The following is a 24,510-nucleotide window of genomic DNA, read 5'->3' on the forward strand; positions in this document are numbered from 1 at the left end:
GCTGGATTTTATAATGAAGTTAGCCACTTAGGCTAACCCACAAAAAAAACGCCATGTGAATTTCATGTTATATTGAAGTTACCGCTAACTCTCAATAGACAGGATGAATTCACATGACGCACTCTAACGATAACATATCAGCACGTAAGGGAAAACACTTATCTCATTCAGAACGTTCTCAAATTGCTATTTTAAAGACTCAGAAGTACTCCAATCGTCAAATTGCAAAGGCATTAGGATGTGCCCCGCAAACCATTAATAGCGAAATCTGTCGTGGAACCATTACGCAACTTAATCGGCAAAAACAAAACGGTAAAGTTTACGACTACTATACAACTCTCTACGATCCCGATGCCGGACAAGCAGCTTACGATAAACTACGGTTGAACTGTGGCCGTCGGCCAAAATGGGCTGATACGGATGCCTTTATTGAGTGGGCAGATGATAAATTGTTACAGGAAAAGTGGTCTCCAGATGTAGTCATTGGATTTGCGAAGACACATGACTTGTTTGACTCATCTATTATTCCCTGTACAACGACGCTCTATGGATGGATTGACAAAGGCATTATGAGAACAAAGAATATGGATCTACTCGAAAAACTATCGCGTAAACCAAAAGATACTACTTATAGAAGCCGAAGAAACAAGCGAATGCTAGGCCAATCTATTGAACAAAGACCCGCAGAAATTGATAACCGGCAGACCTTTGGTCACTGGGAAGTTGATACAGTTGTTGGAAACAAAACAAAAACCGATTCGGTTTTATTGACGTTAGTTGAACGTCAAACACGCTTTGAAATCATCCTTAAACTCAATGGTAAAGATATAGAATCTGTCAATCAGGCAATCAGTCAATTACGATATCGAGCCGGTGATACGTTCTCTAAAGTATTTAAGACCATCACTTCTGATAATGGATCTGAATTTGCCGGTCTTCATGAGGCACTTCACGAGACACTTGATGTGTACTTCAGTCATCCTTATGCTTCGTGGGAAAGAGGAACAAGCGAGAACCAGCATAAATTTATTCGCCGATTTATTCCAAAAGGAAAAGCTATCAATCAATTTAGTGAAACACAATACTTGAGAATCCAGCAATGGATGAATGACTATCCTCGGAAAATACTTGGATATAAAACACCACATGACTGTTTTGCCAATGCTCTGCGCTCTTTGTCCCAAGCAACCTGAGCACGTTAGTGCTTATCAAATAACAAGTGACGTCTTCCAATAACAAATTAAACAATCAGTTGCGGCTATCTTTTTAAACTAGGTGGCTAACTTAAACTTGAAATTTACAAAATATTTAATTTAAAAAATTTAACTAACTTTACCGTTATAATCTGCTTCTATTGAGTCTATATTAAAGTCTAACTTTTAATAGCTCATCTCCATCAACATCCCTAATTCCCATTTCTTGAAAACCAGCAGATAAATATAGTCTATAAGCAACTTGGTTCTCAGGAGTGCTTGATAATATTAAAGCAGTTGTAGGACCGTGTGGACGATTTTTTACCAATTCAATTAGTTTCTTGAGCGCTTGTTTTCCATAACTGAGCCCTTGATACTTTCTATCTATCATCAAACGGGACATGTAATAAATATCTTCGTCGTCATCTGGATCATTGATATCTATGGGTTGATGAACAATTAAACTAAATCCAACCATAGTATTTTCATGGTAAACAGCGTAAGGCATTGGTGTGTAAAGTGGGTGCTTGGTTAGTGCATATGCTTCAGAAAGACTATAAGCGTTTGACGCAATATAGTCATCTTGGGATTCTAATACTTTTAAACCAATACATTCTTCAAAATTATCTTCTGTTATTTCATTTAGTTGAATCAAGTTAGAATTCCTCCAATATATCTTTTTTAAATAGAGTAAGTTTTCGTAATACTATTCATCAAGAATATCATGCGTGTATTCGTCACCTTCAAATATATCTTTCAATATAATTGTCCAAGTGTTTTGACCATCGTTATAAGTTACAGATTTTATCGCTAAAGTTTGTTCTGAAGATTGCCTAGAGAGAGCTTCTCTAATTACTTCAGATTCTGTTAATTCGGCTTTAGTGGGTTGTTCATTAATAATGCGTGCTGTTTGGATCGTAGTTTGGGCAGGATATGTTCCTCTTACATCACCCTTGTAACAATTTTCGACTAAGTCACCCACCTCAACTTCGCTAGGTGCGTTATCTGCACTAACTGCATCGTAAAATCCCTCACTACCATCAGTAGAACTATAATCGACGGATTGACTACTCACAATCAGTACAGATGTGTTATTTTATTTCTAATACATCACCTGTAATATCAGCGTTACTATCTGTAGTGAAAGTGTTTTCACAACCAGTCATTAGGAAAGAAAACAGCAAAAGTTCTAGAATTGATTTCTTCATCATAAATTCTCTTTTAAAAGTTTGAGGTTCTTAAAAATAGATTATTAACAGCTACAATATTTATAATAAAAGGCTACCAAATAAAAAAACCATGTTTGAATTTTTCGCAAAAAATACCAACTTTTGATATAAGTACAAAGAACGTTTAGTACGCGATAGTCAATGCTAGGACGATCAATTGAAAGAAGTTGAAATGGGGATGGAGTCTGGTCAGAAGGATTTAGTTATACAATTCTATTCATGATGTTGGTCACAATTAATTTTATTGTTATTGCAGTTCTGACGATTCCTAAAGATGTTCATGATCAATTTGTAAAAGAACTATAATGGATATTTAAATATAAGGTTAAATATCCATTTAGGATGAAAACTAAAGCTGCAAGCTTTTTAGGGTGGTGTTTCCTATACTTATGCTTATTTTACAGGGGTATACTACTCGAATTCATTAATATGGTAATAAAAACCTAAATTTCCCAAGTCAAGATAAGTAAAAGTGGCCACGTAAGATTCATCAGGATTATAGTCTGTGACCATTTCATCTGGTACAATGATTTTTTTATTTTGTACCACGTCCTTCGCTTCATAAGAAGCAACAGATATATCTTTCTCTACACCTTTCAATACAAAGTAATACTGTCCTTCAGAATGTAATAAATCAGATATAACATAGAGGTTTCCTATAGTCCTATTTTCAATGGTGTTACCGATATATAATGATAGTACTAATACAAAAAACATAGAAAATCTAAAAAGAATTTTTTTCTGAAATGCTAGATTCTTACTTGGATGAAGTAGCATTAAAAAAGTGATAACACTACAAAAAATCATAAAATAGCGACCATAGAACGAGAAATTTTCAAAAAATCCATAGTTATAAATTTTAGAATAGGCATATAGAACAGTAAGTCCTAAGTGTACGATTAGGAAAAAAGCAAAAAAATTAAGCTGTTTTCTAAGTTTGTTATTCATTTTTTTCTACTCCTTCAAAAGATGAAATTAGTTGATCAACATGTAGTCTGTTCTGGTCGTCGACAGAATTTTTTATGTGCGAAGCAGCAAATCAAGATCTGTTCATATCTATTACCTCTCTTTCAGGTGATAAAACAGAAATATCCATTCCAAGAGCATAGACAATTCAAGGGAATCCAAATCCGTTAAACTGCGATAGTATCCTAGCATTTTCGATAGTGTAGTCTTTAATTATATCAAATAATGCGTATACATTGTTAGCTAATTCTCATTGTGGATACAAAAACAAAGGGAAATCGTATTTCCCACCAGTTAATTGATTGTTTGAAATTTTCTATAATCAATTTAGGCATTTTGAATGTAGTAATCATTTTAATAGCTATATTTGATACTTCGACGATAGCGGATAAATTCTAAAATTTTTTTTTATTAGTAAATTTAGAGTACACGATTAAAATGAAGTCTATCTATAGCACAAAAGAGTAAAAGCGAACGTATTCAGCTTATACTCTTTTACTTGTTTTGATGAAAAATACCGATAGCTTAAAGCAATGAATGAAGGCATTAAGGGCGGAGTAAGTTTGATGGGTTACACTTCTTGGGGATGTACAGACTTTATCGGTGCCTCAACAAGTCAAATGGAGAAACACTATGGGTTTCATCTATGTCGAGATGGATGATTACGGTAGTTAATCGAATCTCTTTTTATTTTGCAAAAATTAAAATTTTGAGGAAACAGAATGTATTCACCAAATTTATAAAATGATTGATAAAAAGAGACCGATCCCTAAAAGATTTTAAGAAATTTATTCAAAACGATATTGTGAAAGTCGATAAAGAGCACTATGATAGAAGCAAGATAAGATTTTACCAGTAAATCAATAAAGAATAGATGAAAAGGTTGGCGAATAAATAGAGTATAACGGTCGTCTATAGAAATTATTCTCTAAGCTGTACATAAATACGTTCAAACAGAAAGGATGTCTTTCATCTGCTTATCTACTATCCGCTCGGCGATATATTCGTTGGTGCACTATATGTTGGCATAATCTATTTATTAGTAAGAAAAGAACAAAAGCGTACTGTTTATAGTCTTGTTGGACTTGTGAGTGTTTTACAGATCCTTTTTCTCTCTGTAAGGAGAGGGATGATTATACTTATGAATCGGACTGCCAGCAGTGAGTTTCCTACATTCGAAGATGTTTATGCATTCGTGGATATGTCCTATTATATAATCGTTATTCCGTTTTTATTGATCGTGATGTGGTTCGTTGGAAAAAAGATATGGGCACAAAAAGATTTCCCGATATTACGAGTCCTATTTTTAGTCGTATTTGCCCTTGCGCTATATGGTTTATTTACAATAGGATCACTGTTTCATATCATTCTCTATTATGGATTTGGACCGTAATGTTAAAAAGTTCTGTACGTAATCGTTTTACATATTTGTATTTCAGATAAAGGAAGGAAAGGTATTTTGTTAACCATTTTAAAAAATAAAAATTTTAGTCTACTGATGTTTGGTAATGCAACGTCCATATTGGGTACGTTGATGCTCAATCTTGCTCTATCGCTTTATGTTTTACAACTAACGAATTCGGCTACACAATTTTCTTTTGTATTATCATTACAGTTACTGGCCACTGCTTGTTTAAGTCCATTTGCTGGTACGCTAGTGGATGGCTGGAACAAACGAAAAACAGTGATTTATTTGGATTTGATCAGAGGATTATTTGCCTTAGGGATGTTCTTGCTATCACTACATAGTTCACTCAATATGGCCTTCGTTTACTTTATCGTATTGTTTTATTCTTTCAGTGAAATCTTTTTTAACCCAGCATTTGCTTCTATGATTCCTAAAATCGTTGAGAAGGAAGAGCTCCCCAACGCGAATGCCTTGTACGGCGTTATTGCTGATACTTCTTATGCGTTAGCGCCTTTAATAGGAACAAGCTTGTATGCCTTAACCAATATCTCAACGGTATTACTCGTAACAGGTATAACCTATTTAGTCTCGTCGATCGTTGAAGGGTTCATGTTCTTTGAAGAAGAGAATACAAGAGGTGAAAAAGTCCATTATTTAGAAAATGTTATGAGTGGCTTCAAGCTTTTGTGGTTAGATAAGAAAATCACAGCGCTATTTACGAATGATGTTTTAAGTCATCTCATTATCTTTCCTTTTATCAGTGTGGGGATTCCTTATATTATGCTGACGCTGTTAGAAAATAGCGAACAGTCCTACGGGATCATTCAAAGTATAGCTACCATAGGTTCAATCGCTTCTTTCTTATTGTTGCCCGTCTTGAAAAAATGATTCTCTATAGAAACGAGTACTTCTATTGGGCTATATGGTGTCATCATATTTGGCTTCTTGCTAACACCGCTAATGAACGAGGGGTTCTTAAATATACTGACTGCTCATTCACTTTGGTCTGTGCTCTTTTTTGGTTCTACTCATTTTATCTTGTACCTATCATTTGCCGTGTACTTGATTTTTTATACAACACTTTATCAATCGATTATTACACCAGAAAAGATTGGTCGATTTGTTTCTGTTGAAACGACTTTTCATTCAATGGCTAGACTGATTGGTGTTTTGTTATTTGGCTTTCTTTTTGAGAACTTCCCGATCCAATTGCCGCTACTTGTTCTGTTGGCAGCTTCTATTATGAAATTAGTTGTGCATCTACCGTTTTTAAAAGCTCAGAGACTAGAGAAACTCGAATGTTCACCTGAAAGTAGTCACAGTAAACTGTAGTAAATGATTGAAATGATCTTACCATTTGTAGAATAGGAGACAGTATCATGATCAATTTTTTATCTTCAGCTACGAGAGTTATTTTAACCGCTATGTTTATGTACCTGCACATGAAGCTAGAGATGATTTCCCTCTGGTGGCTTATACCCGCTCCAGAATTCAACGGCGCTGCGCTGATTTATCTGCTCATGATTGTTATTGAATTTACTTTGGCTTGTCTCAGTACGGGCTTTGTATTCAAAATCGCAAAGTTAGAAAATCCAGTCGATCGGTAGGGAAAGTGTTTATAAACAGAGATACATAATATTAGATAATCTAACCTGTTTATGCCACAATTTGAGTACTAAATGAATCTCTACAGGAGGAAGCTCATGTCTATATTTTCAACAGATGTATTTAAAGAGGAACATGCTTTGGTTACAGGTGCTACAGGTGGAATTGGTATGGAAACGGCCAAGCTACTTGCGCATATGGGGGCGAAAGTCACGATCACAGGTAGAAAAGAACAAGTGTTGAATGATTTAAAAGAGGAAATCGAACGTACAGTAGAAGGCGCACAAATTTTGCGATACGTTGCTGATTTAACCGATGCGGATGATAGAGAGCATCTTGTGAAAGCTGCAGAAGAGCAATTTGGGTCGGTTACTTTACTCGTTAATTCAGCCGGTATGACCGGCGGCGGTATTCTGGAAGAACTAACGCAAGAAGAATTGGAACGCGTCATGCAGTTGAACCATACCGTTCCGATACTGTTGACGCAGAGAATCTATAAAACGATGAAGCAAAAGCAAAAAGGATCGATCGTCAATGTTTCTTCTCTTTCAGGTATCAGAGGAACCTATGGTGGGACGGCCTACACAGGTTCCAAATTTGCGTTAAACGGATTTACGCAGTCGTTTGCACTTGAAGCTATTGAGTATAATGTTCGAGTAAATGGCGTATGTCCTGGATATGTGGATACTGAAATGGGTAGAAACGGTATCCGTTCAAAGGGTGAGCGAGAAGGACGTAGTTTTGAGGAACAATTTAAAATCGAAAGCGAAAATCTACCAACAGGACGTATCACCAATCCAGAAGAAGTTGCCAACACGATTGCTTATTTATTGTCGGACGCTGCTGAGAATATTATTGGAGAAAATATTATCTTATCAGGCGGTTCAATCATGCGTTAAAGGATTGCTTATTTTTCTACTTTTTAGCCATTTCTTTAATATGCTCAGTTTTTTTGCTACTAATAACTATTAAATGCTTTAATGGGAGGCTTTAAAATGATTTTGAAAAATATAGAAACCCTTTTAGTCTATAAAGACAACTTTCCAGAAGAGTACACCATTACAAATGAGGAAGCTGTTAACTTGATCGACTACCTTAAAACTGGTGCGACAGCTTTTGCGATTGATGGAGACGACTACCAAGTATCGCAATTGAGCTCTATCGGGTTTACAGATATTTATTACGAAAACAAGTGGCAATCGCTTGGCTTGCAATTCTATGACGCGTCAAATCTTGAAGGAGAATAAGATGGAAATCATTGTAAGGAGTCTACATGTTTTTTCTTTGGTTGGAACCGGAATGGTAGCCGGAATATTTTTTGCATTTTCCAATTTTATTATGCGGGCTTTTTCAAAGCTATCCAATGCAAATGGCTCAACGGCTATGAAGGAAGTCAATCGTACAGTACAGAATCCATGGTTTTTTTTGTTTTTTATTGGCACAGCCATAACCTCCTTCCTACTCATGATTTTCTATTTCTTCACACCCATCGTATCTGGTTGGTCATTAATTGGTTCTATATTGTATTTTTTTGGATGTTTCATGGTCACAGGAATAAAAAATATTCCATTGAATAATCAATTAGAAGCTTTAAATACTAAAGAGTCTAAACAAAAAGACAGTTGGACACACTATATGAGAACGTGGACATTTTGGAACCATATTCGAACGATTGCTTGTATGGGTGCCTTTATTTGTCTGATTATTACACTGTTAAAATGATAAAAGAACCTAATCCAGTATTTTACCGGTTACACCGGTTAGATACTGGATTTTTTAATAGTAAAAACTGAATTTGTGTCTGATAATTGTCTGATGAGCTTAGAAAAAAACATTATAACTTGTTATGCCTTAATCTTTATCTCATCTTTCACGATAATAAGAAAGTAGAGGATAGAAAAAGGAGAGAATGCAATGAAGATGTCTATACGCACGAAAATTATGAGTTTTATTCCTATTATGATCATTGTTGTGTTGATTATTTCGGGATTAAGTTATGTATTTGCGAAAAACGAGATTGAAGATGAAATTGAGAGTCGTCTTGCTCGACAGGCTGGAGAAACAGCTGGAGATATGGAAACTATCCTTACGGAACACCAGCGTGTTGGAGAGTCGATGGCCCAGGTGGCTGGTGAGAAAGGCACAACATTTAATGAAGCCGATTATCAAGCTTTAGAAGCCCGTTTGATTGGGATGAATGACGAAACATTCGGAATGGGTGTCTGGTTTGAACCGTTCGCCTATGAAGAGAATACGGAATTTGTTGGACCTTATAGCTTTAGAGATGGCGATACGATTGCTTATACAGATGAATATGAGACAGCAGATTATAATTACCCTTCGCAAGAATGGTATACGGCAGGTGTTGCTGCCAAAGAAACTGTTTGGACAGCACCTTACTACGATGAAACGCTAGACACTGTACTTGTAACAACAGGTATTCCTTTTTATACAGCTGAAGATGATTTGCTTGGTGTAATATCGAGCGATATGAACGCTGAAGCCATTTTAGCGCTAGCACAGAACTTGCAAGTAGGTGAAAATGGTTGGGCATTCTTAATGGATGAAAATGGTTCATTACTCGCCCATCGAGATGCAGAAACGATTGAAGATGACGCTGTACTGCAAGCAAGTAGCGGAAGCTTTGGAGAGAGTGGGACAGCACGCTTATCCTATCCAGAAGGGGATGCTGTCGTATCTTATACAACCTTAAATCAAACGGGTTGGAAATTAGGGCTTGTACTACCAGAATCAGAGGTTTACGCAGGCGTTAATGCATTGCTGTTTAAAGTTGCGCTGATTGCAATCCTATTAATACTATTAACGACAGTAGCGATGGTGATTCTGGCTTCTAAAATCACTAAACCGATTCGTGCACTAAGTGAAGAAGTGAAACATGTCGCAGAAGGCGATTTGTCTAGACAATTGTCTGTAACGTCTAAAGACGAAACCGGCGAGTTGACGATGAGTTTCAATTTAATGGTAACGAACTTACAGAATTTGATTGCATCTGTAAGAGAATCTGTCCACACTTCTTCGGATGCCGTTTCTCAACTCAGTGCGATTTCAGAAGAAACAATGGCGACAAGTGAGCAAATTAGTCGTGCCATTCAAGATGTAGCAGAAGGGACAACAAGTGCAGCTGCTGCAGCTGAAGAATCATCTAATAAAACGACAGCCTTGTCTCAACAGTTATCGGCCTTGTCTGTTATCTCCAAATCATTACATCAACAATCGGAGAAAGTAGATGAAACGAATCAAAAAGGTAGCGAAAAGACGAGTGTACTGCAAGTTAAAGCAGAACAGACGGATGAAATGATCGGTCATGTAGAATTAGTGGTTAAAGATCTATCTGAACAAATGAGTGAAGTTGCTTCTGTTGTTGGAACGATTGCAGCTATTTCAGAGAAAACAAATTTACTGGCATTGAATGCATCGATCGAAGCCGCTCAAGCAGGCGAACATGGTCGTGGCTTTGCGGTCGTCGCGGAAGAAGTGCGCAAGTTAGCAGAACAAACTGCTGAGGCAACAAGAGATATTCGTGATTCGATGGAAGATATCCAAACAAAAGCTTCAACTGTCTCTGGTGAGATGGCAAATGCTCGTAAGTTGTCTATTGAACAATTTGAGATTACAGAAGAAACTGTTGCTTCATTTGGCGAAATCGCTAAAGGAAATACAGCGATGAGTAAACTCGTTATGGATATGACACAGCATATTGAAGATATCGAAGGAAATAAAGAAAAAGTCGTATCAGCGATTGCAGAAATAGCGGTCGTCATGGAAGAAAGTGCGGCAGCTTCAGAAGAAGTTAGCGCCTCTGCCACAGAACAATTAACGGCATTAGAACAAGTAACGGTGTCTGCAGAAGATCTTCAAGTCTCAAGTGAGAAACTGATCCAACAGATTGAACAGTTTAAGTCTTAAACGACCAAAATAAAAGTACGCGTCTTTTTCAGTCAATAGCTACTGAAAAGGGCGCGTACTTTTTGTTATAGCGTTATTTAAAAAATCGTACAATAGAAGTGACCGATGACCATTTAAAAGCGATAAGAATAGGCAGAAGATCATATAGTAAAACCTAAAAATAGCGTGTTAAAGATAACAGCTTATATCCATTGTTTTTTTACTTTAGCAAAAATAGAATATGTGTCTTAAAAGTGGCATAAGCATGAGGAAATTCCTTTGTGGTAAGCGTTTCATCTTAATATAACGCTCATTATTTACGATAATAACCAAGTAGAGTGAAGTGAAAAGGGGAGAAGAATATGAAAACGTCTATTCGCACAAAGATCTTGAGTTTTATACCAATCATGGTATTGGTTGTTTTGATTATTTCAGGGTTAAGCTATGTATTTGCAAAAAATGAAATCGAAGAAGAAATTGAAAGCCGCCTTGCACATCAAGCAGGTGAAACAGCAGGGGATATGGAAACGATTTTGATAGAACATCAGCGGATTGGAGAATCCTTTGCTAAAGTCGTTAGTCAACAAGGAACGACGTTTAGCGAAGAAGAGTATCAAACGCTACAAGCTGATTTGATAGGAATGAATGAAGAGACTTTCGGTATGGGCGTTTGGTTTGAACCGTATACTTACGACGAAAATACAGAATTTTTTGGTCCCTATAGTTTTAAAGAGGGAGAAGATATTGTCTACACAGACGAGTATTCAGCAGCAGATTATGATTATCCTACACAAGAATGGTATACAGGAACTGTTGCGGCAGGGGAAGTTTACTGGACTGCACCTTATTATGATGAAGGTTTAGATGCTGTTCTTGTAACAACGGGGACGCCTTTTTACACAGAAGATGGTAATATACTAGGAGTAGTTACTGGTACGATGACCGCTGAAGCAATCGTAGATTTAGCTCAAAACTTGCAAGTCGGGAAAAACGGCTGGGCTTTTTTAATGGATGAAAATGGGAACTTACTGGCACACCGGGATGCAGTAGCAATAGAGGATGATCCGGCTTTGCAGCAGCTCAGTGCTGATTTTGAAGAGAGTGGTACTGGCCGTCTTTCCTATCCAGATGGAGATGCAGTCGTATCCTATACGATGTTGAATCAAAATGGCTGGACATTAGGACTCGTCTTGCCAGAATCAGAAGTATATGCGGGTGTAAATGTATTGCTCAGAAACGTCATTATCATTGCAATCGTTTTAATTTTACTTACAACAGTAGCGATGGTGATATTAGCTTCGCGAATCACTAAACCGATTCGTGCGTTGAACGAAGAAGTGAAATACGTTGCTGAAGGAGATCTTTCTAGACACCTTTCTGTAACATCGAAAGATGAAACCGGCGAATTGACGATGAGCTTTAACAAAATGGTTGCGAATCTTCAGAACTTGATTGCGTCTGTCAGAGATTCTGTTCATACTTCTTCTGATGCTGTTTCTCAGCTAAGCGCGATATCAGAAGAAACAATGGCAACGAGTGAGCAGATCAGTCGGGCCATTCAAGATGTAGCGGAAGGAACCACGAGTGCCGCAGCCGCAGCTGAAGAATCATCTAATAAAACGACAGCCTTGTCTAAACAGTTATCTGCATTATCAGTTATCTCTAAATCCTTACATCAACAATCAACAAAAGTAGATGAGACCAATCAAAAAGGTAGTGAGAAGACAGGGATGCTTCAAGTGAAAGCTGAACAGACAGATCAAATGATTGGCTATGTCGAAACCGTTGTAAAAGATCTTTCGGAACAAATGACCGAAGTTGCTTCAGTTGTAGGTACGATTGCAGCTATTTCAGAGAAAACAAACTTATTGGCACTCAATGCATCTATTGAGGCAGCTCAGGCGGGCGAACATGGTCGTGGCTTTGCCGTTGTGGCGGAAGAAGTACGCAAATTGGCAGAACAAACGGCTGGTGCAACGAGAGATATCCGAGATTCAATGGAAGATATTCAGGCAAAAGCAACCACTGTTTCTAGTGAAATGGCAAATGCACGCAAACTCTCTATTGAACAGTTTGGTATCACGGAAGAAACGGTCGCTTCTTTCAGTGAAATTGCCGAAAGCAATACGACAATGAGCAAATTAGTCACAGATATGACTAATCATATTAACGATATCGAAGAAAATAAAGAAAAAGTGGTTTCAGCAATCGCAGAAATTGCAGTCGTTATGGAAGAGAGTGCAGCCGCTTCAGAAGAAGTCAGTGCCTCTGCTACAGAGCAGTTGACAGCACTGGAACAAGTAACGGTTTCTGCTGAAGACTTGCAAGTTGCAAGTGAGAAATTGATTGAACAAGTCGAACAATTTAAATCTTAAGACGGAAATGATTTGCTAGAATCAAACCCGAATTGCTTATGATAGAAAAGAAAGAGCCGCTAGAATCATTCTAGGGCTCTTTCTTTTCGTTTTTTTAATGAAATAGCTAACTAAAAGACATTATTTTTGTAGTCGTTTGATTTTAAAGGATAGATTTAGCCATAATTTTATATAAAGAACGATAGCGGAACTGAACAAGATCATCATCGGGATACTAAGAAAGAGTGTACCTCTAGATAAGGTTGTATAAAGAGAAAACGGGATCAATGCCAATAGTAGAAATCCATACATTGTCCAACGGTAACGAATTTTTTTAAAAAGCATGATTTTAGATTCGTCATCAGTGAAAATTTCATTTACTTCCTTATCTTTTGCTTCTTTTTTGAAGTAGCACCATTCTCCGTCGAAGATAGGATATGTAGTGACGAGTGTCCAACCGGCATCTTCAAATAGTTGCGCATAATCTTCTTTTTCCTCTTTTTTACCATCAAAATAATCGATACGGTAATCGACCTTTTCAGATTCACCTTGCTCAAAATGGTATCTCAAACCTTTGTAATGTGTAAAATGCCAGCCTTTTAAAGCCATTTCTTTCAAGAAACATTCCTCTTTTTCATAATTGTCGACAGTTATAAATTTATATACAGATTTTTTCATCATGAGTCAATCCTCTCCGCATTTTTATAGAGTTCTTCGATACGTTGTTTTTCCAATCGTAAAAATTGTTTCCCAGTCGGTGTAATCTGATAGATCTTTCGTTTCCCTTCTTCTTTTACAATGTCGATGAGACCATCTTTCTTTAACTTAGATAGACTGCCGTAAAGTGTCCCAGCACCGAAACTCAATCGATTATTGGTCAATTCTTCAACATCCTGCATGATGCCATACCCATGTCTTTCTGCTTGTAGAGATAAGAGAATATAAAAAGCTGTTTCTGTCATGGGGTTGTATACTTTGTGTAAGTCTTCGTCACTCATTTTGTATCGCACCTCGATATACTTTATTTGAGATTAGTATATCGAGGTGCGATATAAAAGTCAACAAAAAAAGAGCACCTTTTTTGGGTGCCCATGATTTAAGCTTTACTCCCAGACAGGAATGGATGAATGTTGGGTTACTTCAGCAATGATTGCGGCAGTTTCATCTGTTTGATATACGTCTACAATTTTTTGGTAGACTTCATTATCTACATCTTCTGATCGGGCAACAATGGCATTTGTATAAGGTTCGGATTCTTCGTTTACAGGTTCTAAGAAAATCGCATCTTCTGATGGAATATAGCCAGCATCCACAGCCATCCCCACGTTGATGACAGCAGCAGTCGCATCAGTCAACGAACGAGCTGTTTGATTCCCAGCAACCGTCACGATATCCAGATTCAATGGATTAGCCGTAATGTCATCCACGATTGGATAATTCCCTTTTTCTGAATCTACCTCGATCAATCCAGCAGACTGCAATAAAATCAACGCGCGCCCCTCATTTGAGGCATCATTTGGGACAACGATCGTGTCACCTTCTTGAATCTCGTCTACATCCGTTACTTCTTCAGAATAAATCCCCAATGGATTCAATGTCGTATCAGCAATCGGCGTTAATGTATTCCCCGTGTCTTTGTTAAAGTCATCTAAGAAAATAACCGTTTGAAAAGCATTTAAGTCGATATCGCCATCCGCCAAGGCGACATTGGGTGTTTGATAATCTGAGAAGGTGACGATCTCAAGATCGATATCCTCTTCAGCTAAGCGGTCTCGGACGTCTTCCCATGCTTCATTATTTTCTCCAACAACGCCTAATCGAACGGACTCTCCACTATTACCACAGGCTGCCAATACAAGTATTCCTACAAAACTAACGAATATCCCGACAATTTTTTTCATATTACTTCCCCTTTTCATTTTATAATAGTTGATACTGATGAGCGAATCGGTTCAATGAGCTGTTTTTCGAATCACGATCCGTCCAATCCACTGAGTGAAAAAAACAATAAGGATAATGATAAATGTTGAAACGAGTGTGACATCAAGTTGATAGCGGTTATACCCTCTAGCAATAGCTAAATCTCCTAAACCGCCACCGCCGACAACACCAGCCATCGTTGTTAGTCCAATTAAATTGATGATCGAAACGGCAGATACGCGAACGAGTGAAGGAAAACCTTCTTTCAAGTAAACACCGAAAATGATTTCAAGTGGGGCCGAACCCATAGACTTTGCGGCTTCTACGATTCCTGGATCAACCTCAAGCAAGGCGTTTTCGACTTGTCTGGAATAAAAAGGAATAATACCTACAACAATAGGAACAATTGCGGCAGTCGTTCCTATCGTTGTGCCCACTACCATTCGCGTAAAAGGCGCCAAAAGTGCCATGAGAATAATAAAAGGGATTGAGCGACCTGTGTTGACCAGTTGATCGGCTATCCGATAAAATATCGGCCATTCTAAAATGCCGTTTTTATCCGTAACGACTAGTAAGACGCCGAATATCAGTCCAATGGTCCCGGCAATAATGGCGGCAATGAGTGTCATGTAAATCGTTTCCCAAGTACTTTGCAGTATTCGATCTTGAATCTCCCATGCATTTGGGGCGATATTTTCTAAAAATGCGGCTATTTGCTTCATTCGTTTGCTCCTTTTGGTATTTATAGAATGTGTTTATCTCTGTTGATGGAGATAACTTTTGATTGATCACTTAGTTGGATCTGTTCAAGCGGTTGTACGTTTACACCTTGACCTGCTAAATAGTGAATGGCTGATTTCCTTTGAGCGATTGTCCCACTCAGGGTAACGATTAAGTTCCCAATCGGCGTATCGTGAAGGATTTCGATATCGCCGTAAAGAATATTTGTTGTGACAGTAAACTTAGAATACAAACTTGAAATCAAAGGACTATTGGTATTTTCTCCTACAAAGGAGAGACGAACGATGCTGTCTTCTTCACGAATATTCAAGACAGAGGGGTGCTTGGCCAACTTAGCTAATGCCTGATCAATATGAGTAGCCGTATTAATAAATTCCTGTGTCAATGGCTCTTTAGGATCGGTAAAGATAGAAACGACCGATCCTTGTTCAACAACAGCGCCATTCTCCATTACAGCAACTTTATTACAAATTTCTTTGATAACTTCCATTTCATGAGTGATAATAACGATTGTCAGATCTAATTTTTCGTTGAGCTCTTTCACTAGTTCTAAAATAGCTAAGGTTGTTTTTGGATCTAATGCACTGGTTGCTTCGTCACAAAGTAAGACTTCTGGATCATTGGCTAATGCTCTAGCAATCCCAACACGTTGTTTCTGCCCACCAGAAAGTTGAGAAGGATAGACATTCTGTTTATCCGCTAATCCGACTAAGGTTAATAATTCCGTTACTTTGCGCTTCTTTTCCAAATTAGGAAGTGTGCTTGACCGTAAAGCGTACAATACATTGCCGGCAACAGTTCGTTCATTCATTAAATTGAAATGCTGGAAGATCATCCCAATTTTTTTACGTGCTATCCGAAGGTTCTTTGGTTTCAGACTAAGTAAATCTTCACCATTTACATGAACCGTTCCACCCGTTGGACGTTGAAGTAAGTTGATGGTTCTGACTAAGGTGCTTTTTCCTGCACCTGAATAGCCAACAATGCCAAAAATATCGCCTTTATTGATGGTAAGAGTGACGTCGCGAACGGCATGGATCGTTGTGTTCTTTGATTCAAAATCAACATTGATGTGATTCAGTTCTATCATAAAGTTTCCTCCTAATACATGTTGTAACGATCTTTTTACAAAAAAAGCGTTCATCCTTTGATCAACTAGCTAGACCAACTAAATGGCTCTAACGAATTGATCAAAGGACGAACGCGATTGTCGTGGTACCACCTTTGTTTATATCTTTCTTACGAAAAATATCTCAGCAAGCATAGATTGCTTGTGCACGGTAACGGGTGCGACCGGAATAGCCTCATCAAACATTTGACTCGGTATACCACGCTCACTCACCCGATCAATCGGGCGTGAGGGAAGAGACCATCTTCAATGTCTTGAAATCAACCTGCTTTCACCATGGACAGGCTCTCTGTTATGATCTCAGTTTCATTTACTCATCTCTTCAGTGTTTAGATTTTATTGGAATAAAAAAAGTCCTTGAAAGAAAATCGCTAATTGCGAATTTCCTTCAAGGACGAAAAGTCATCTCGTGTTACCACCTTGATTTACAATGGAATTACTCCTCATTGTCTCTATCAGTACGACGCATCGTTTTACATACGTATAATACTGTGACACTGTAACGGGTGTACCCGTAATGAACTTGTATCAAAAACTCGTTCATTCAGCGTTGGCTTGTCGGACGTTCATCGTCGAGCAAGCTTCAAAAGACCATTTTCCTATTGATTCATCTTACCCATTTTCACCAGACAGGGCTCTCTGAAAAGATTTCCGAATAGTACTTATCCTTACGCTTTTCTATTTTCTTTCACTTGTTGCTCATTACTATAGCAAGAGAGACTAAGGACTGTCAACAAAAAAATTAAAATAACTAAAAAAGCTTATCGTACTAGTTGGTTTTAAAATAATGAAGGTGGTATAGGACTAAAACGAATTACTTTATGCAATCTGTTAAGTGATATCAAAGCGCTGCAGCCGCTTGCTGTTGAACAAGGACGGTGCCTTTAGCCAGTTTTTGTAAATCAAGTATACGAGTCAATTCAATTTCATTGACCAATTTTTTAGCTAGTACCAATTCCCTTATAGCTACCCCTGTTAAAAGAGATTCTTTTGCAAGTGTGCTGGCTTCGAGATAACCGATATATGGGCACAAAGCAGTAGCGATACCGACACTATTTTCAACTTGCTGTAAACAATGATCTTCATTCGCAGTAATGCCGATAATATAATTATCTGCCAATGTAAAGACTGCATTTGTCAGCAAGTCGATCGAGCTGAATAAATTTCTGAAGATGATGGGTTCAAAAGCATTTAATTCAAGTTGACCACTCTCAGCAGCCATTGAGATCGTCACATCATGACCAACAATTTGATAGGCTACTTGAGAAACGACTTCTGGAATCACTGGATTGACCTTTCCTGGCATGATAGACGAACCGTTTTGTTTGGCAGGTAAATTGATTTCTCCGAAACCAGTCTTAGGACCGCTAGATAAAAGACGTAAATCATTGCTCATTTTAGATAAAGTCAATGCAGTGGTTTTGATTGAACTAGAGACACGGACAAAACCGTCGACGTTTTGCGTAGCATCGAACAAGTCATCCGCTTGTCTTAAAGGTAAATTTACTTCATGAGCAAGATTTTCAGTAATATTCGCACAATAGCCAGAAGAGGCATTGATCGAATTGCCGATAGCAGTCGCACCAATATTGATTGTATGCATATCATCGGTAATGGTAGTCAAATGACGTAATTCTCTTTGTATAGCAGATTGATAGGCTTTAAAAGAACGGCCGAGCGTTGTAGGGACGGCATCTTGTAATTGTGTTCTGCCCATTTTTATGATATCAGAGAATGCCTCTGCTTTTGCTTCAAGTAAAGCCTCTAGATAAGAAAGACTAGAAATCAACCGTGGCATTAATGCTAGAACGGTCAATTTGCCTGCTGTGGGGAAGACATCATTTGTGGACTGAGCGTAATTAACATGATCATTTGGGTGAACTAAATCATAAGTCGTTTTCGAACCACCGAGCAGTTCGCTCGCACGGTGAGCAAGCACTTCATTCATATTCATATTTGCGGAGGTTCCAGCACCGCCTTGAATCGCATCGACAATAAAGGCATCTGAGAATTGCCCATCTGCCACCTCATCACTTGCGCGCATGATTGCTTCGGCAATAGGTTGAGATAGGTGATGTTCTTGATAATTTGTTCGGGCCGCCGCTTTCTTTACTAAAGCCAAATGTTTTATGAAAACGGGATGCATTAGTTCTCCAGAAATACTGAAATTTTGCTTGGCTCTTAAAGATTGAATCCCATAGTAGGCTTCTTCTGGTATGGGTAAACTGCCAATGGAATCTTGTTCGATGCGATCTGTCATAAATGTATACTCCTTTTAAGTAAATCATCAGTGTAGTTGTAAAGTTGCAAACAAACGATACCACCTGATCAGAACAGAGTAAACAGAGAAAGACAGATAAAAAAATAATAGTGGTATAGTTTGTATTTGCAAAAGAAATCAGTGTAAAATGATGGATTTAATTAATTTACTGAAGGCGCTAGAGAAGATGAGAAAGTCTAAAAAGAGTAGTTGACTTCTCTTTTTGAACTAACTATAATTGGAATGTGAAGTTGACTACTCATTTTTACAAAGGAGCATACAATGCAAGTAGTGAATAAAGTTCTTGAATACAGGAAAAAGCAACAATGGACGCAAGAAACACTCTCAAAAAAAGTGCAGGTCTCAAGAAAAACCATCGTAACGTTAGAAAAAGGCAACTATACGCCTTCACTGTTATTAGCTTTACAATTGGCCAAGGTACTCGAAGTTGATATCAATAAACTATTTTATTTAGAGGAGGATTGAAAATGAAAAAAATTCTATTCGAACAAGTAGGTAATACTGGAATGGTTGGATTGTTCATCTCAGCTTTAGTGCAGTCCATTACAATGGGCTCGACAATCAATGAGAACGGTTTAGTCATCACCTTTGGACCACTCTTTACATGGTTTATAGCATACAGTGTTTTATTCGGACTAGCGCGTATTTTGTTTAGTCGGTCTAAATCAAATGGTGGATACAATCCCGCAAAAGGCGAATTTAGTTCAGAAGATGAAAGAGAAAGAACGATTGCCTATAAGGCCGTCAGCACCGCTTATAAAGTCATTATCGCATTTTCGTTGCTTAGTTGCTTTGGACTGTTCATTTTTGGTTTACTCATAACTGATTTAATGATATTTAAAGTGATCGCATTAAGTATAGTTGGTCTATTGATTGTCTGCGGGTTTACGGTTTATACGATCTCTTGGATCGTGCTCGATTTGAAAGGTGAGTAAAAAGATAGAGCCACCGCTTCGAAAAAGAAACGGTGGCTCTATTACGATTCTCTATACGAGACTAACATGTTGAATAGTGATTTCCATTGTATCACTTGATGGTTCGGAAGTAAGTTGAACAGTCCATACTCGACCGACTAACAAAGTAATCGCGTCAAATTGAGCACGAGTCACCACGAGTTTTTCTAGCTTAGCATCCTGTAGAGTATAGTCTCTGCTTGCTTGAAATCCAAACTTTATCTCCAACAAATTTTTTAAGCCGTTAATCGTCAAGTAACTGACGACATAGCCGTCTGTGATCGCCGCTTCGTAGAGTGATTCTTTACCTTGGACAGCCGTATCTAGAGCTGCATAATCGTAGGAGTCCTCTTCAGATTGATACTGATTTAACGTATGCGCATAAATGGACTGAATCAAAGACTCTTTAGAAATACCCTTAGATAGTAGTCGTTCAATCATATAAGCATCCATTAGCGTAATCGTTGGTGATGTCATTGTAAGCCTCCTAAAATGAAATGATTTCTCGCTGATTAGTATAACATGTTTCAGAAAAGGGAGATAACCTATATAAGTTGCTACTCGTTTTCTGTAAAATGTTTGTAGAAGTTTTTTTAAAATGGAGGATAAAACATGCATAACGAAATAAACGTCATATTCGACCTAGACGATACGATTCTGGATTTTAAAAAAGGTGCTCAAAAATCTTTGAAAAAGATTGTTGAAGCGTATCCAGTGCAAGATGTAAAGTTCGAGGAATGGGTAAAAGTCTTTAATCACTTCAATCGAGAAGTTTGGCGAGAGATTGAAGCAGGTGGCTCCCCAAAAGAATGGTTAGATAAACGATTTTCAAAGACCTATCAGTTTTTTGACCTACAGCACGATGGTGTACAATTAGAAAATTTATATAGAAATTACTTAGATGAAAATTTTTATATAATTGAAGGGGCAGAAGTGTTATTGCAAAATTTGAAAGCACAAGGATTTAGACTAATTGCGGGTACGAACGGTCCATCATCGACCCAGCGTAAGCGGCTAAAAGGAACAGGCTTAGACCAACTATTCGATGAGGTAATAATTTCTGAAGAAATCGGTATAGCTAAACCTGACCCTACATTCTTTTCACCACTGTTTGATCAACACCAAATGATCTCAACTGAGAATACAGTCATGATTGGCGATTCCCTACAATCAGATATTCTAGGTGCAGCAAATGCTGGAATAACCAGTATCTGGTTTAATCCTCTACAAGTTAAAAACCAGACATCGATCTTGCCAGATTTTGAGGTTTATTCATACCAAGAGTTAGAGGACTTATTAACAGCAAATGTTTTACAATCTGTAGAATAAGTAAAAATCGACGCCGGCTATTGTATCGTACGGGGTGCATTGCGTGTATAGTGTTTTTAAAAACAAACCTGACTAAAAGTGACTAGAAGCTTAATGGTTAATGATAGAAGTGAAAAAAATAAGCATTAAAGAAAAGAACACAAAAAAATGTTTTCATGATAGCCCTTTCGAATTGATTTTTAGCTTAACGAATTCTAAATACTTACGATAATTAGTAAGTAAGAAATAGGAGGAGAAAGCCATGAAAGTATCGATTCGAACGAAGCTATTAAGCTTTATCCCAATCATGATTTTGGTAGTAGTCTTGATTGCGGGAATCAGTTATCGTTTTGCAAGAGAGGAAATTGAGCATCAAATTGAAGAAAAATTAATAAGTGAAGCAGGACAAGTCTCTGGAGGTATGGAAGTTGAACTGGCTGAGTATCAGCGAATAGGGGAAACTTTGTCAGAAGTAGTAGGAGCAGAAGGCACGTCGTTAGGTGAGAGTAACTACGAAGCACTGCTAGGAAGAACAGTAGGGTTGAGTGATTCCTTGCTTGGAATCGGCATCTTTTTTGAACCGTATGCATACGATGAGAACCTTGAGTTCTTCGCACCATATAGTTTTAGAGAAGATGGAAATATCTCATTTACAGATGTTTATGCGCAACCTGATTACGATTATCCCAATCAAGATTGGTATGTAGCAGGAAAAGAAGCTGGAGAAGCGACTTGGACAGCACCGTTTTATGATGAAGCATTAGGAACAGACATCGTAACCGTCAGTACACCCTTTTATACAGAAGACGGCTCATTGTTGGGTGCGATATCGAGTGATATGGATATTACGAATATTCAACGAATAGCGCAAAACTTGGAAGTAGGAGAAAATGGTTGGGCTTTTCTAGTAGACAATACTGGAACCTTTTTATATCATCCAGAAGCAACTACAATGGCAGACGATCCAGCTCTCGCTGGTATCAGTAGCCATTTCTCTGAAGATGGTTTGGACAGAGTATCCTATGAATCAGGAGATGCCATCGTATCGTACAACCAGTTAGATCAAAATGGCTGGACGTTAGGCTTAGTACTGCCCGAATCAGAAGTATACGCGGGTGTAAATAAATTATTAAGAAATGTCGTGATCATAGCAGTCATTTTGATTTTATTGACCGCTTTAGCTGTTTTCTTGCTTGCAGCACAAATCACTAAACCCATTCGCGCACTAAATAGTGAAGTGAAATATATTGCTGAAGGTGATCTTACTCGTCAGATCCCTGTGAAAACAAAAGACGAAACAGGCGAATTAACGACAAGCTTTAATTTGATGGTCACGAGTTTAAGAGAACTAGTGGGATCGGTCAGAGAATCGGTCCAAACTTCTTCCGAAGCTGTTTCACAGTTGAGTGCCGTTTCAGAAGAAACAATGGCGTCAACAGAGCAAATCAATCGTGCCATTGAAGATGTAGCTGAAGGAACCACAACAGCAGCAGCCTCAGCAGAAGAGTCATCAAGAAAAACAACAGAACTTTCGGAACAGTTATCTGCATTAACAGTTACTTCTAAATCATTGACTGCACAAGCAGGACAAGTGGAAGAAACGAATAAAAACGGTAGCGAACAAACTGCACTGCTTCAAACGAAAGCAGAACAGACAGACGGTATGATCAAGCATGTTGAAGATGTCGTAGAAGATTTGACGGAACAAATGAGCGAAGTAGCATCAATCGTCAGCACGATTGCTTCCATATCGGAACAGACCAACTTACTTGCATTGAATGCGTCAATCGAAGCAGCAAGAGCGGGCGAACATGGTCGTGGCTTTGCGGTCGTTGCTGAGGAAGTTCGTAAGTTAGCAGAAGAAACAGCATCTGCTACAGGACACATCAGAGGAACGATGGAAGATATTCAAACAAAAGCGAAAGTAGCTTCTACCGAAATGGGTAACGCACGCGAGCTTTCTGCAGAGCAATTTGAGATTACCGAAAAAACAGTCTCTTCATTCGACCAGATTGCTGCAAGTAATCAGGAAATGATGCAACTTGTTTCAAACATGACGAATCAGATTTCGAGTATTGAAACAAACAAAGAGAAAGTGGTTTCTGCAATTGGAGAAATCGCGGTCGTAATGGAGGAAACAGCTGCCGCCTCAGAACAAGTGAGTGCATCAGCTAATGAGCAATTAACAGCACTTGAAACCATTACATTATCGGCAGAAGATCTACAAGTCTCAAGTGAAAAACTCATGCAACAAATCGAGCAATTCAAATCTTAAAATAGCTTAAAAAAAAATAGACCAACCGGATGAATCCTGTCCGAGTGGTCTATTTTTTGATAGTGATTTTTCAGCTTTCAACAATTGTTATCCCCAGGTTGTGCATAAACATGTGGATAAGCCTGTGGAAATAGTATGGGAAATGTTTGTTTATCGAGTAAACCTTATTCAGATAGAGAATAAAGCGGTATCGCCTGTTAAAAAGTTGTCCACAGTATGGCCAAAATGAATAATAAAATCTCTGCTACAGTAAATACCAAGAAAGATTTGACAGAAGTAATAAAGGTCTCACTTTTTACTTGTTTGTGGTTAAAAATCTTCACTTGCTGATGAACAAAAAATAACGTTGGATAGATCAAGAGCATTACCGGTGGTAACCAACCAAAGAGTATCGGAATACCTAGAGAAAAGTAACTACCGTAGGTCAACCAGTTGTAAAGACGAATACTTTTCTCTTTACCGATATGATACACCAGTGTAAACCGATGGTTATCCACATCTTGTTCCAGGTCACAAATATTGTTAGCAAGAACGATAGTGGAAATAAGAAAAACTTGCGGTAATGATACGAATAAAATTGCGAGTATAAATAACCAATCTCCAAGCAACATAAAGGTAGCATCTTGAAAACTCAAGGATAAAATAAGTGCGTCACGGTAATTGATAAATATGGCAATAAATATAATCCCAAAACCAAGCGGTGGTCCAGAGAATAATTCGCCCAATGGCATTCGGGAAAGAGGAATAGGTCCATAAGTATACGTGACAGCGATAATGGCACTGATTATCCCCATAGGTAATAAAGCTAAATCAGTTCGAGTAACTAAAATCAGTCCAAGGACAAAATAGAGGAACAGCATACCGAAAATATAATAGACGACCAATCTTTCAGGAATATTTTCCTTACCCATGATATTATTTTCTAGTTCTGAAGAGTTTTCAGAAGCTGTTTGATAGTCCACCAGTACATTAATAGCTGTTGTAGTAAAATCAAGCAAGACGGTAGCGATAAAAAAAATCAGTGTATTGATTAGATTGAAAGACTGGAAATAGTATAAGGCATAAAGTACACCGATGCACACGGGAAGCATGCTAGTAAATTTTGTCCGAATATCAACGAACCGCATAAATTGTGGGATAGACATATATAGACTCCTTTTTTATCGTGAAACATAAATCGTCTTTGATTACTCACAAATTCTTAGTCTTAGACAATTAGGATATTCAACGGTATAATGATAA

25 protein-coding genes and 1 pseudogene are annotated in these 24,510 nt (G+C 37.9%); 15 read left to right on the forward strand and 11 right to left on the reverse strand.

Annotated elements, in window-relative coordinates:
* Window positions 1-113: 113 nt before the first annotated feature.
* Window positions 114-1,193 carry an IS30 family transposase gene (locus J5J05_RS03375; protein WP_208559143.1) on the forward strand — a complete coding sequence of 360 codons (1,080 nt, stop codon included), beginning with the start codon at window positions 114-116 and terminating at the stop codon, window positions 1,191-1,193.
* A gap of 172 nt (window positions 1,194-1,365) precedes the next feature.
* Here the strand turns inward: J5J05_RS03375 and J5J05_RS03380 are convergent, their stop codons facing one another.
* The 3 genes from J5J05_RS03380 to J5J05_RS03390 all read right to left on the reverse strand — a co-directional run bounded on the left by J5J05_RS03380 (window position 1,366) and on the right by J5J05_RS03390 (window position 3,370).
* On the reverse strand, window positions 1,366-1,848 hold the full coding sequence (locus J5J05_RS03380) for a GNAT family N-acetyltransferase (RefSeq protein ID WP_208559270.1): 483 nt from the start codon (window positions 1,846-1,848) through the stop codon (window positions 1,366-1,368).
* 51 nt (window positions 1,849-1,899) lie between these two features.
* Window positions 1,900-2,268 (reverse strand): hypothetical protein, encoded by a 369-nt coding sequence (locus J5J05_RS03385; RefSeq protein WP_208559271.1) that lies wholly within the window; start codon window positions 2,266-2,268, stop codon window positions 1,900-1,902.
* Window positions 2,269-2,833: 565 nt separating this feature from the next.
* The gene (locus tag J5J05_RS03390; RefSeq protein WP_208559272.1) at window positions 2,834-3,370 is read right to left on the reverse strand and encodes a hypothetical protein; all 537 of its coding nucleotides are present in this window, start codon (window positions 3,368-3,370) and stop codon (window positions 2,834-2,836) included.
* Between the two features lie 542 nt (window positions 3,371-3,912).
* Here J5J05_RS03390 and J5J05_RS12725 point away from each other — a divergent pair.
* The 10 genes and pseudogenes from J5J05_RS12725 to J5J05_RS03435 all read left to right on the forward strand — a co-directional run.
* Window positions 3,913-4,060: pseudogene (locus J5J05_RS12725) on the forward strand (family 1 glycosylhydrolase); the annotation flags it as partial.
* A gap of 457 nt (window positions 4,061-4,517) precedes the next feature.
* Window positions 4,518-4,781 carry a hypothetical protein gene (locus tag J5J05_RS03395; protein WP_208559273.1) on the forward strand — a complete coding sequence of 88 codons (264 nt, stop codon included), beginning with the start codon at window positions 4,518-4,520 and terminating at the stop codon, window positions 4,779-4,781.
* A 66-nt stretch (window positions 4,782-4,847) separates the two neighbouring features.
* Window positions 4,848-5,684 (forward strand): MFS transporter, encoded by an 837-nt coding sequence (locus J5J05_RS03400; RefSeq protein ID WP_208559274.1) that lies wholly within the window; start codon window positions 4,848-4,850, stop codon window positions 5,682-5,684.
* A 72-nt stretch (window positions 5,685-5,756) separates the two neighbouring features.
* The gene (locus tag J5J05_RS03405; RefSeq protein ID WP_208559275.1) at window positions 5,757-6,128 is read left to right on the forward strand and encodes an MFS transporter; all 372 of its coding nucleotides are present in this window, start codon (window positions 5,757-5,759) and stop codon (window positions 6,126-6,128) included.
* Window positions 6,129-6,175: 47 nt separating this feature from the next.
* The gene (locus J5J05_RS03410; protein ID WP_208559276.1) at window positions 6,176-6,403 is read left to right on the forward strand and encodes a hypothetical protein; all 228 of its coding nucleotides are present in this window, start codon (window positions 6,176-6,178) and stop codon (window positions 6,401-6,403) included.
* 96 nt (window positions 6,404-6,499) lie between these two features.
* Window positions 6,500-7,300: an SDR family NAD(P)-dependent oxidoreductase gene (locus J5J05_RS03415; RefSeq protein WP_208559277.1), complete on the forward strand. Its 801-nt coding sequence runs from the start codon at window positions 6,500-6,502 to the stop codon at window positions 7,298-7,300.
* A gap of 96 nt (window positions 7,301-7,396) precedes the next feature.
* On the forward strand, window positions 7,397-7,648 hold the full coding sequence (locus tag J5J05_RS03420) for a hypothetical protein (protein WP_208559278.1): 252 nt from the start codon (window positions 7,397-7,399) through the stop codon (window positions 7,646-7,648).
* Between the two features lies 1 nt (window position 7,649).
* On the forward strand, window positions 7,650-8,123 hold the full coding sequence (locus J5J05_RS03425; RefSeq protein ID WP_208559279.1) for an anthrone oxygenase family protein: 474 nt from the start codon (window positions 7,650-7,652) through the stop codon (window positions 8,121-8,123).
* A 192-nt stretch (window positions 8,124-8,315) separates the two neighbouring features.
* A complete protein-coding gene (locus J5J05_RS03430; protein WP_208559280.1) occupies window positions 8,316-10,328 on the forward strand; it encodes a methyl-accepting chemotaxis protein in 2,013 nt (670 codons plus the stop codon).
* 341 nt (window positions 10,329-10,669) lie between these two features.
* Window positions 10,670-12,682: a methyl-accepting chemotaxis protein gene (locus tag J5J05_RS03435; RefSeq protein ID WP_208559281.1), complete on the forward strand. Its 2,013-nt coding sequence runs from the start codon at window positions 10,670-10,672 to the stop codon at window positions 12,680-12,682.
* Window positions 12,683-12,802: 120 nt separating this feature from the next.
* On the opposite strand, the gene J5J05_RS03440 is transcribed toward J5J05_RS03435, so the two are convergent.
* The 6 genes from J5J05_RS03440 to J5J05_RS03465 form a co-directional block, all read right to left on the reverse strand.
* Window positions 12,803-13,339, reverse strand: a complete 537-nt coding sequence (locus tag J5J05_RS03440) for a DUF2812 domain-containing protein (protein WP_208559282.1) — start codon at window positions 13,337-13,339, stop codon at window positions 12,803-12,805.
* Window positions 13,339-13,659, reverse strand: coding sequence for a PadR family transcriptional regulator (locus J5J05_RS03445; protein WP_208559283.1), 321 nt, complete (start codon window positions 13,657-13,659; stop codon window positions 13,339-13,341). Before J5J05_RS03445 ends, J5J05_RS03440 begins: the two co-directional genes overlap by 1 nt.
* Window positions 13,660-13,764: 105 nt before the next feature.
* The gene (locus J5J05_RS03450; protein WP_208559284.1) at window positions 13,765-14,562 is read right to left on the reverse strand and encodes a MetQ/NlpA family ABC transporter substrate-binding protein; all 798 of its coding nucleotides are present in this window, start codon (window positions 14,560-14,562) and stop codon (window positions 13,765-13,767) included.
* Window positions 14,563-14,613: 51 nt separating this feature from the next.
* On the reverse strand, window positions 14,614-15,294 hold the full coding sequence (locus tag J5J05_RS03455; RefSeq protein WP_425270342.1) for a methionine ABC transporter permease: 681 nt from the start codon (window positions 15,292-15,294) through the stop codon (window positions 14,614-14,616).
* A 29-nt stretch (window positions 15,295-15,323) separates the two neighbouring features.
* Window positions 15,324-16,412, reverse strand: a complete 1,089-nt coding sequence (locus tag J5J05_RS03460; protein WP_208559286.1) for a methionine ABC transporter ATP-binding protein — start codon at window positions 16,410-16,412, stop codon at window positions 15,324-15,326.
* 880 nt (window positions 16,413-17,292) lie between these two features.
* Window positions 17,293-18,711 (reverse strand): aspartate ammonia-lyase, encoded by a 1,419-nt coding sequence (locus tag J5J05_RS03465; protein WP_208559287.1) that lies wholly within the window; start codon window positions 18,709-18,711, stop codon window positions 17,293-17,295.
* A gap of 282 nt (window positions 18,712-18,993) precedes the next feature.
* Here J5J05_RS03465 and J5J05_RS03470 point away from each other — a divergent pair, with 282 nt between their 5' ends.
* The gene (locus J5J05_RS03470; RefSeq protein ID WP_208559288.1) at window positions 18,994-19,197 is read left to right on the forward strand and encodes a helix-turn-helix transcriptional regulator; all 204 of its coding nucleotides are present in this window, start codon (window positions 18,994-18,996) and stop codon (window positions 19,195-19,197) included.
* Between the two features lie 2 nt (window positions 19,198-19,199).
* Window positions 19,200-19,667: a DUF2178 domain-containing protein gene (locus J5J05_RS03475; protein ID WP_208559289.1), complete on the forward strand. Its 468-nt coding sequence runs from the start codon at window positions 19,200-19,202 to the stop codon at window positions 19,665-19,667.
* Window positions 19,668-19,718: 51 nt separating this feature from the next.
* Here J5J05_RS03475 and J5J05_RS03480 read toward each other — a convergent pair whose 3' ends face one another.
* Complete coding sequence (locus tag J5J05_RS03480) at window positions 19,719-20,162, reverse strand: hypothetical protein (protein ID WP_208559290.1); 444 nt, start codon at window positions 20,160-20,162, stop codon at window positions 19,719-19,721.
* 135 nt (window positions 20,163-20,297) lie between these two features.
* On the opposite strand from J5J05_RS03480, the gene J5J05_RS03485 reads away from it, so the two are divergent.
* Window positions 20,298-21,014 carry a YjjG family noncanonical pyrimidine nucleotidase gene (locus J5J05_RS03485; protein WP_208559291.1) on the forward strand — a complete coding sequence of 239 codons (717 nt, stop codon included), beginning with the start codon at window positions 20,298-20,300 and terminating at the stop codon, window positions 21,012-21,014.
* A gap of 241 nt (window positions 21,015-21,255) precedes the next feature.
* A complete protein-coding gene (locus tag J5J05_RS03490; protein WP_208559292.1) occupies window positions 21,256-23,268 on the forward strand; it encodes a methyl-accepting chemotaxis protein in 2,013 nt (670 codons plus the stop codon).
* A gap of 197 nt (window positions 23,269-23,465) precedes the next feature.
* Here J5J05_RS03490 and J5J05_RS03495 read toward each other — a convergent pair whose 3' ends face one another.
* Window positions 23,466-24,413: a UbiA family prenyltransferase gene (locus J5J05_RS03495; protein WP_208559293.1), complete on the reverse strand. Its 948-nt coding sequence runs from the start codon at window positions 24,411-24,413 to the stop codon at window positions 23,466-23,468.
* Between the last annotated feature and the right edge of the window lie 97 nt (window positions 24,414-24,510).

Origin of the sequence: Marinilactibacillus kalidii (genome assembly GCF_017599325.1) — a bacterium.
Lineage (GTDB): Bacteria > Bacillota > Bacilli > Lactobacillales > Carnobacteriaceae_A > Marinilactibacillus > Marinilactibacillus kalidii.

Excerpts from the sequence above, each read along its gene's own strand:
- J5J05_RS03465 (WP_208559287.1), bottom strand. The coding sequence starts at position 18,711 with ATGACAGATCGCATCGAACAAGATTCCATTGGCAGTTTACCCATACCA.
- J5J05_RS03375 (WP_208559143.1), top strand. The coding sequence starts at position 114 with ATGACGCACTCTAACGATAACATATCAGCACGTAAGGGAAAACACTTA.
- J5J05_RS03415 (WP_208559277.1), top strand. The coding sequence starts at position 6,500 with ATGTCTATATTTTCAACAGATGTATTTAAAGAGGAACATGCTTTGGTT.
- J5J05_RS03440 (WP_208559282.1), bottom strand. The coding sequence starts at position 13,339 with ATGAAAAAATCTGTATATAAATTTATAACTGTCGACAATTATGAAAAA.
- J5J05_RS03420 (WP_208559278.1), top strand. The coding sequence starts at position 7,397 with ATGATTTTGAAAAATATAGAAACCCTTTTAGTCTATAAAGACAACTTT.
- J5J05_RS03485 (WP_208559291.1), top strand. The coding sequence starts at position 20,298 with ATGCATAACGAAATAAACGTCATATTCGACCTAGACGATACGATTCTG.
- J5J05_RS03460 (WP_208559286.1), bottom strand. The coding sequence starts at position 16,412 with ATGATAGAACTGAATCACATCAATGTTGATTTTGAATCAAAGAACACA.
- J5J05_RS03395 (WP_208559273.1), top strand. The coding sequence starts at position 4,518 with ATGATTATACTTATGAATCGGACTGCCAGCAGTGAGTTTCCTACATTC.
- J5J05_RS03450 (WP_208559284.1), bottom strand. The coding sequence starts at position 14,562 with ATGAAAAAAATTGTCGGGATATTCGTTAGTTTTGTAGGAATACTTGTA.
- J5J05_RS03430 (WP_208559280.1), top strand. The coding sequence starts at position 8,316 with ATGAAGATGTCTATACGCACGAAAATTATGAGTTTTATTCCTATTATG.
- J5J05_RS03445 (WP_208559283.1), bottom strand. The coding sequence starts at position 13,659 with ATGAGTGACGAAGACTTACACAAAGTATACAACCCCATGACAGAAACA.
- J5J05_RS03390 (WP_208559272.1), bottom strand. The coding sequence starts at position 3,370 with ATGAATAACAAACTTAGAAAACAGCTTAATTTTTTTGCTTTTTTCCTA.
- J5J05_RS03480 (WP_208559290.1), bottom strand. The coding sequence starts at position 20,162 with ATGACATCACCAACGATTACGCTAATGGATGCTTATATGATTGAACGA.
- J5J05_RS03470 (WP_208559288.1), top strand. The coding sequence starts at position 18,994 with ATGCAAGTAGTGAATAAAGTTCTTGAATACAGGAAAAAGCAACAATGG.
- J5J05_RS03425 (WP_208559279.1), top strand. The coding sequence starts at position 7,650 with ATGGAAATCATTGTAAGGAGTCTACATGTTTTTTCTTTGGTTGGAACC.
- J5J05_RS03475 (WP_208559289.1), top strand. The coding sequence starts at position 19,200 with ATGAAAAAAATTCTATTCGAACAAGTAGGTAATACTGGAATGGTTGGA.
- J5J05_RS03495 (WP_208559293.1), bottom strand. The coding sequence starts at position 24,413 with ATGTCTATCCCACAATTTATGCGGTTCGTTGATATTCGGACAAAATTT.
- J5J05_RS03405 (WP_208559275.1), top strand. The coding sequence starts at position 5,757 with ATGAACGAGGGGTTCTTAAATATACTGACTGCTCATTCACTTTGGTCT.
- J5J05_RS03410 (WP_208559276.1), top strand. The coding sequence starts at position 6,176 with ATGATCAATTTTTTATCTTCAGCTACGAGAGTTATTTTAACCGCTATG.
- J5J05_RS03435 (WP_208559281.1), top strand. The coding sequence starts at position 10,670 with ATGAAAACGTCTATTCGCACAAAGATCTTGAGTTTTATACCAATCATG.
- J5J05_RS03490 (WP_208559292.1), top strand. The coding sequence starts at position 21,256 with ATGAAAGTATCGATTCGAACGAAGCTATTAAGCTTTATCCCAATCATG.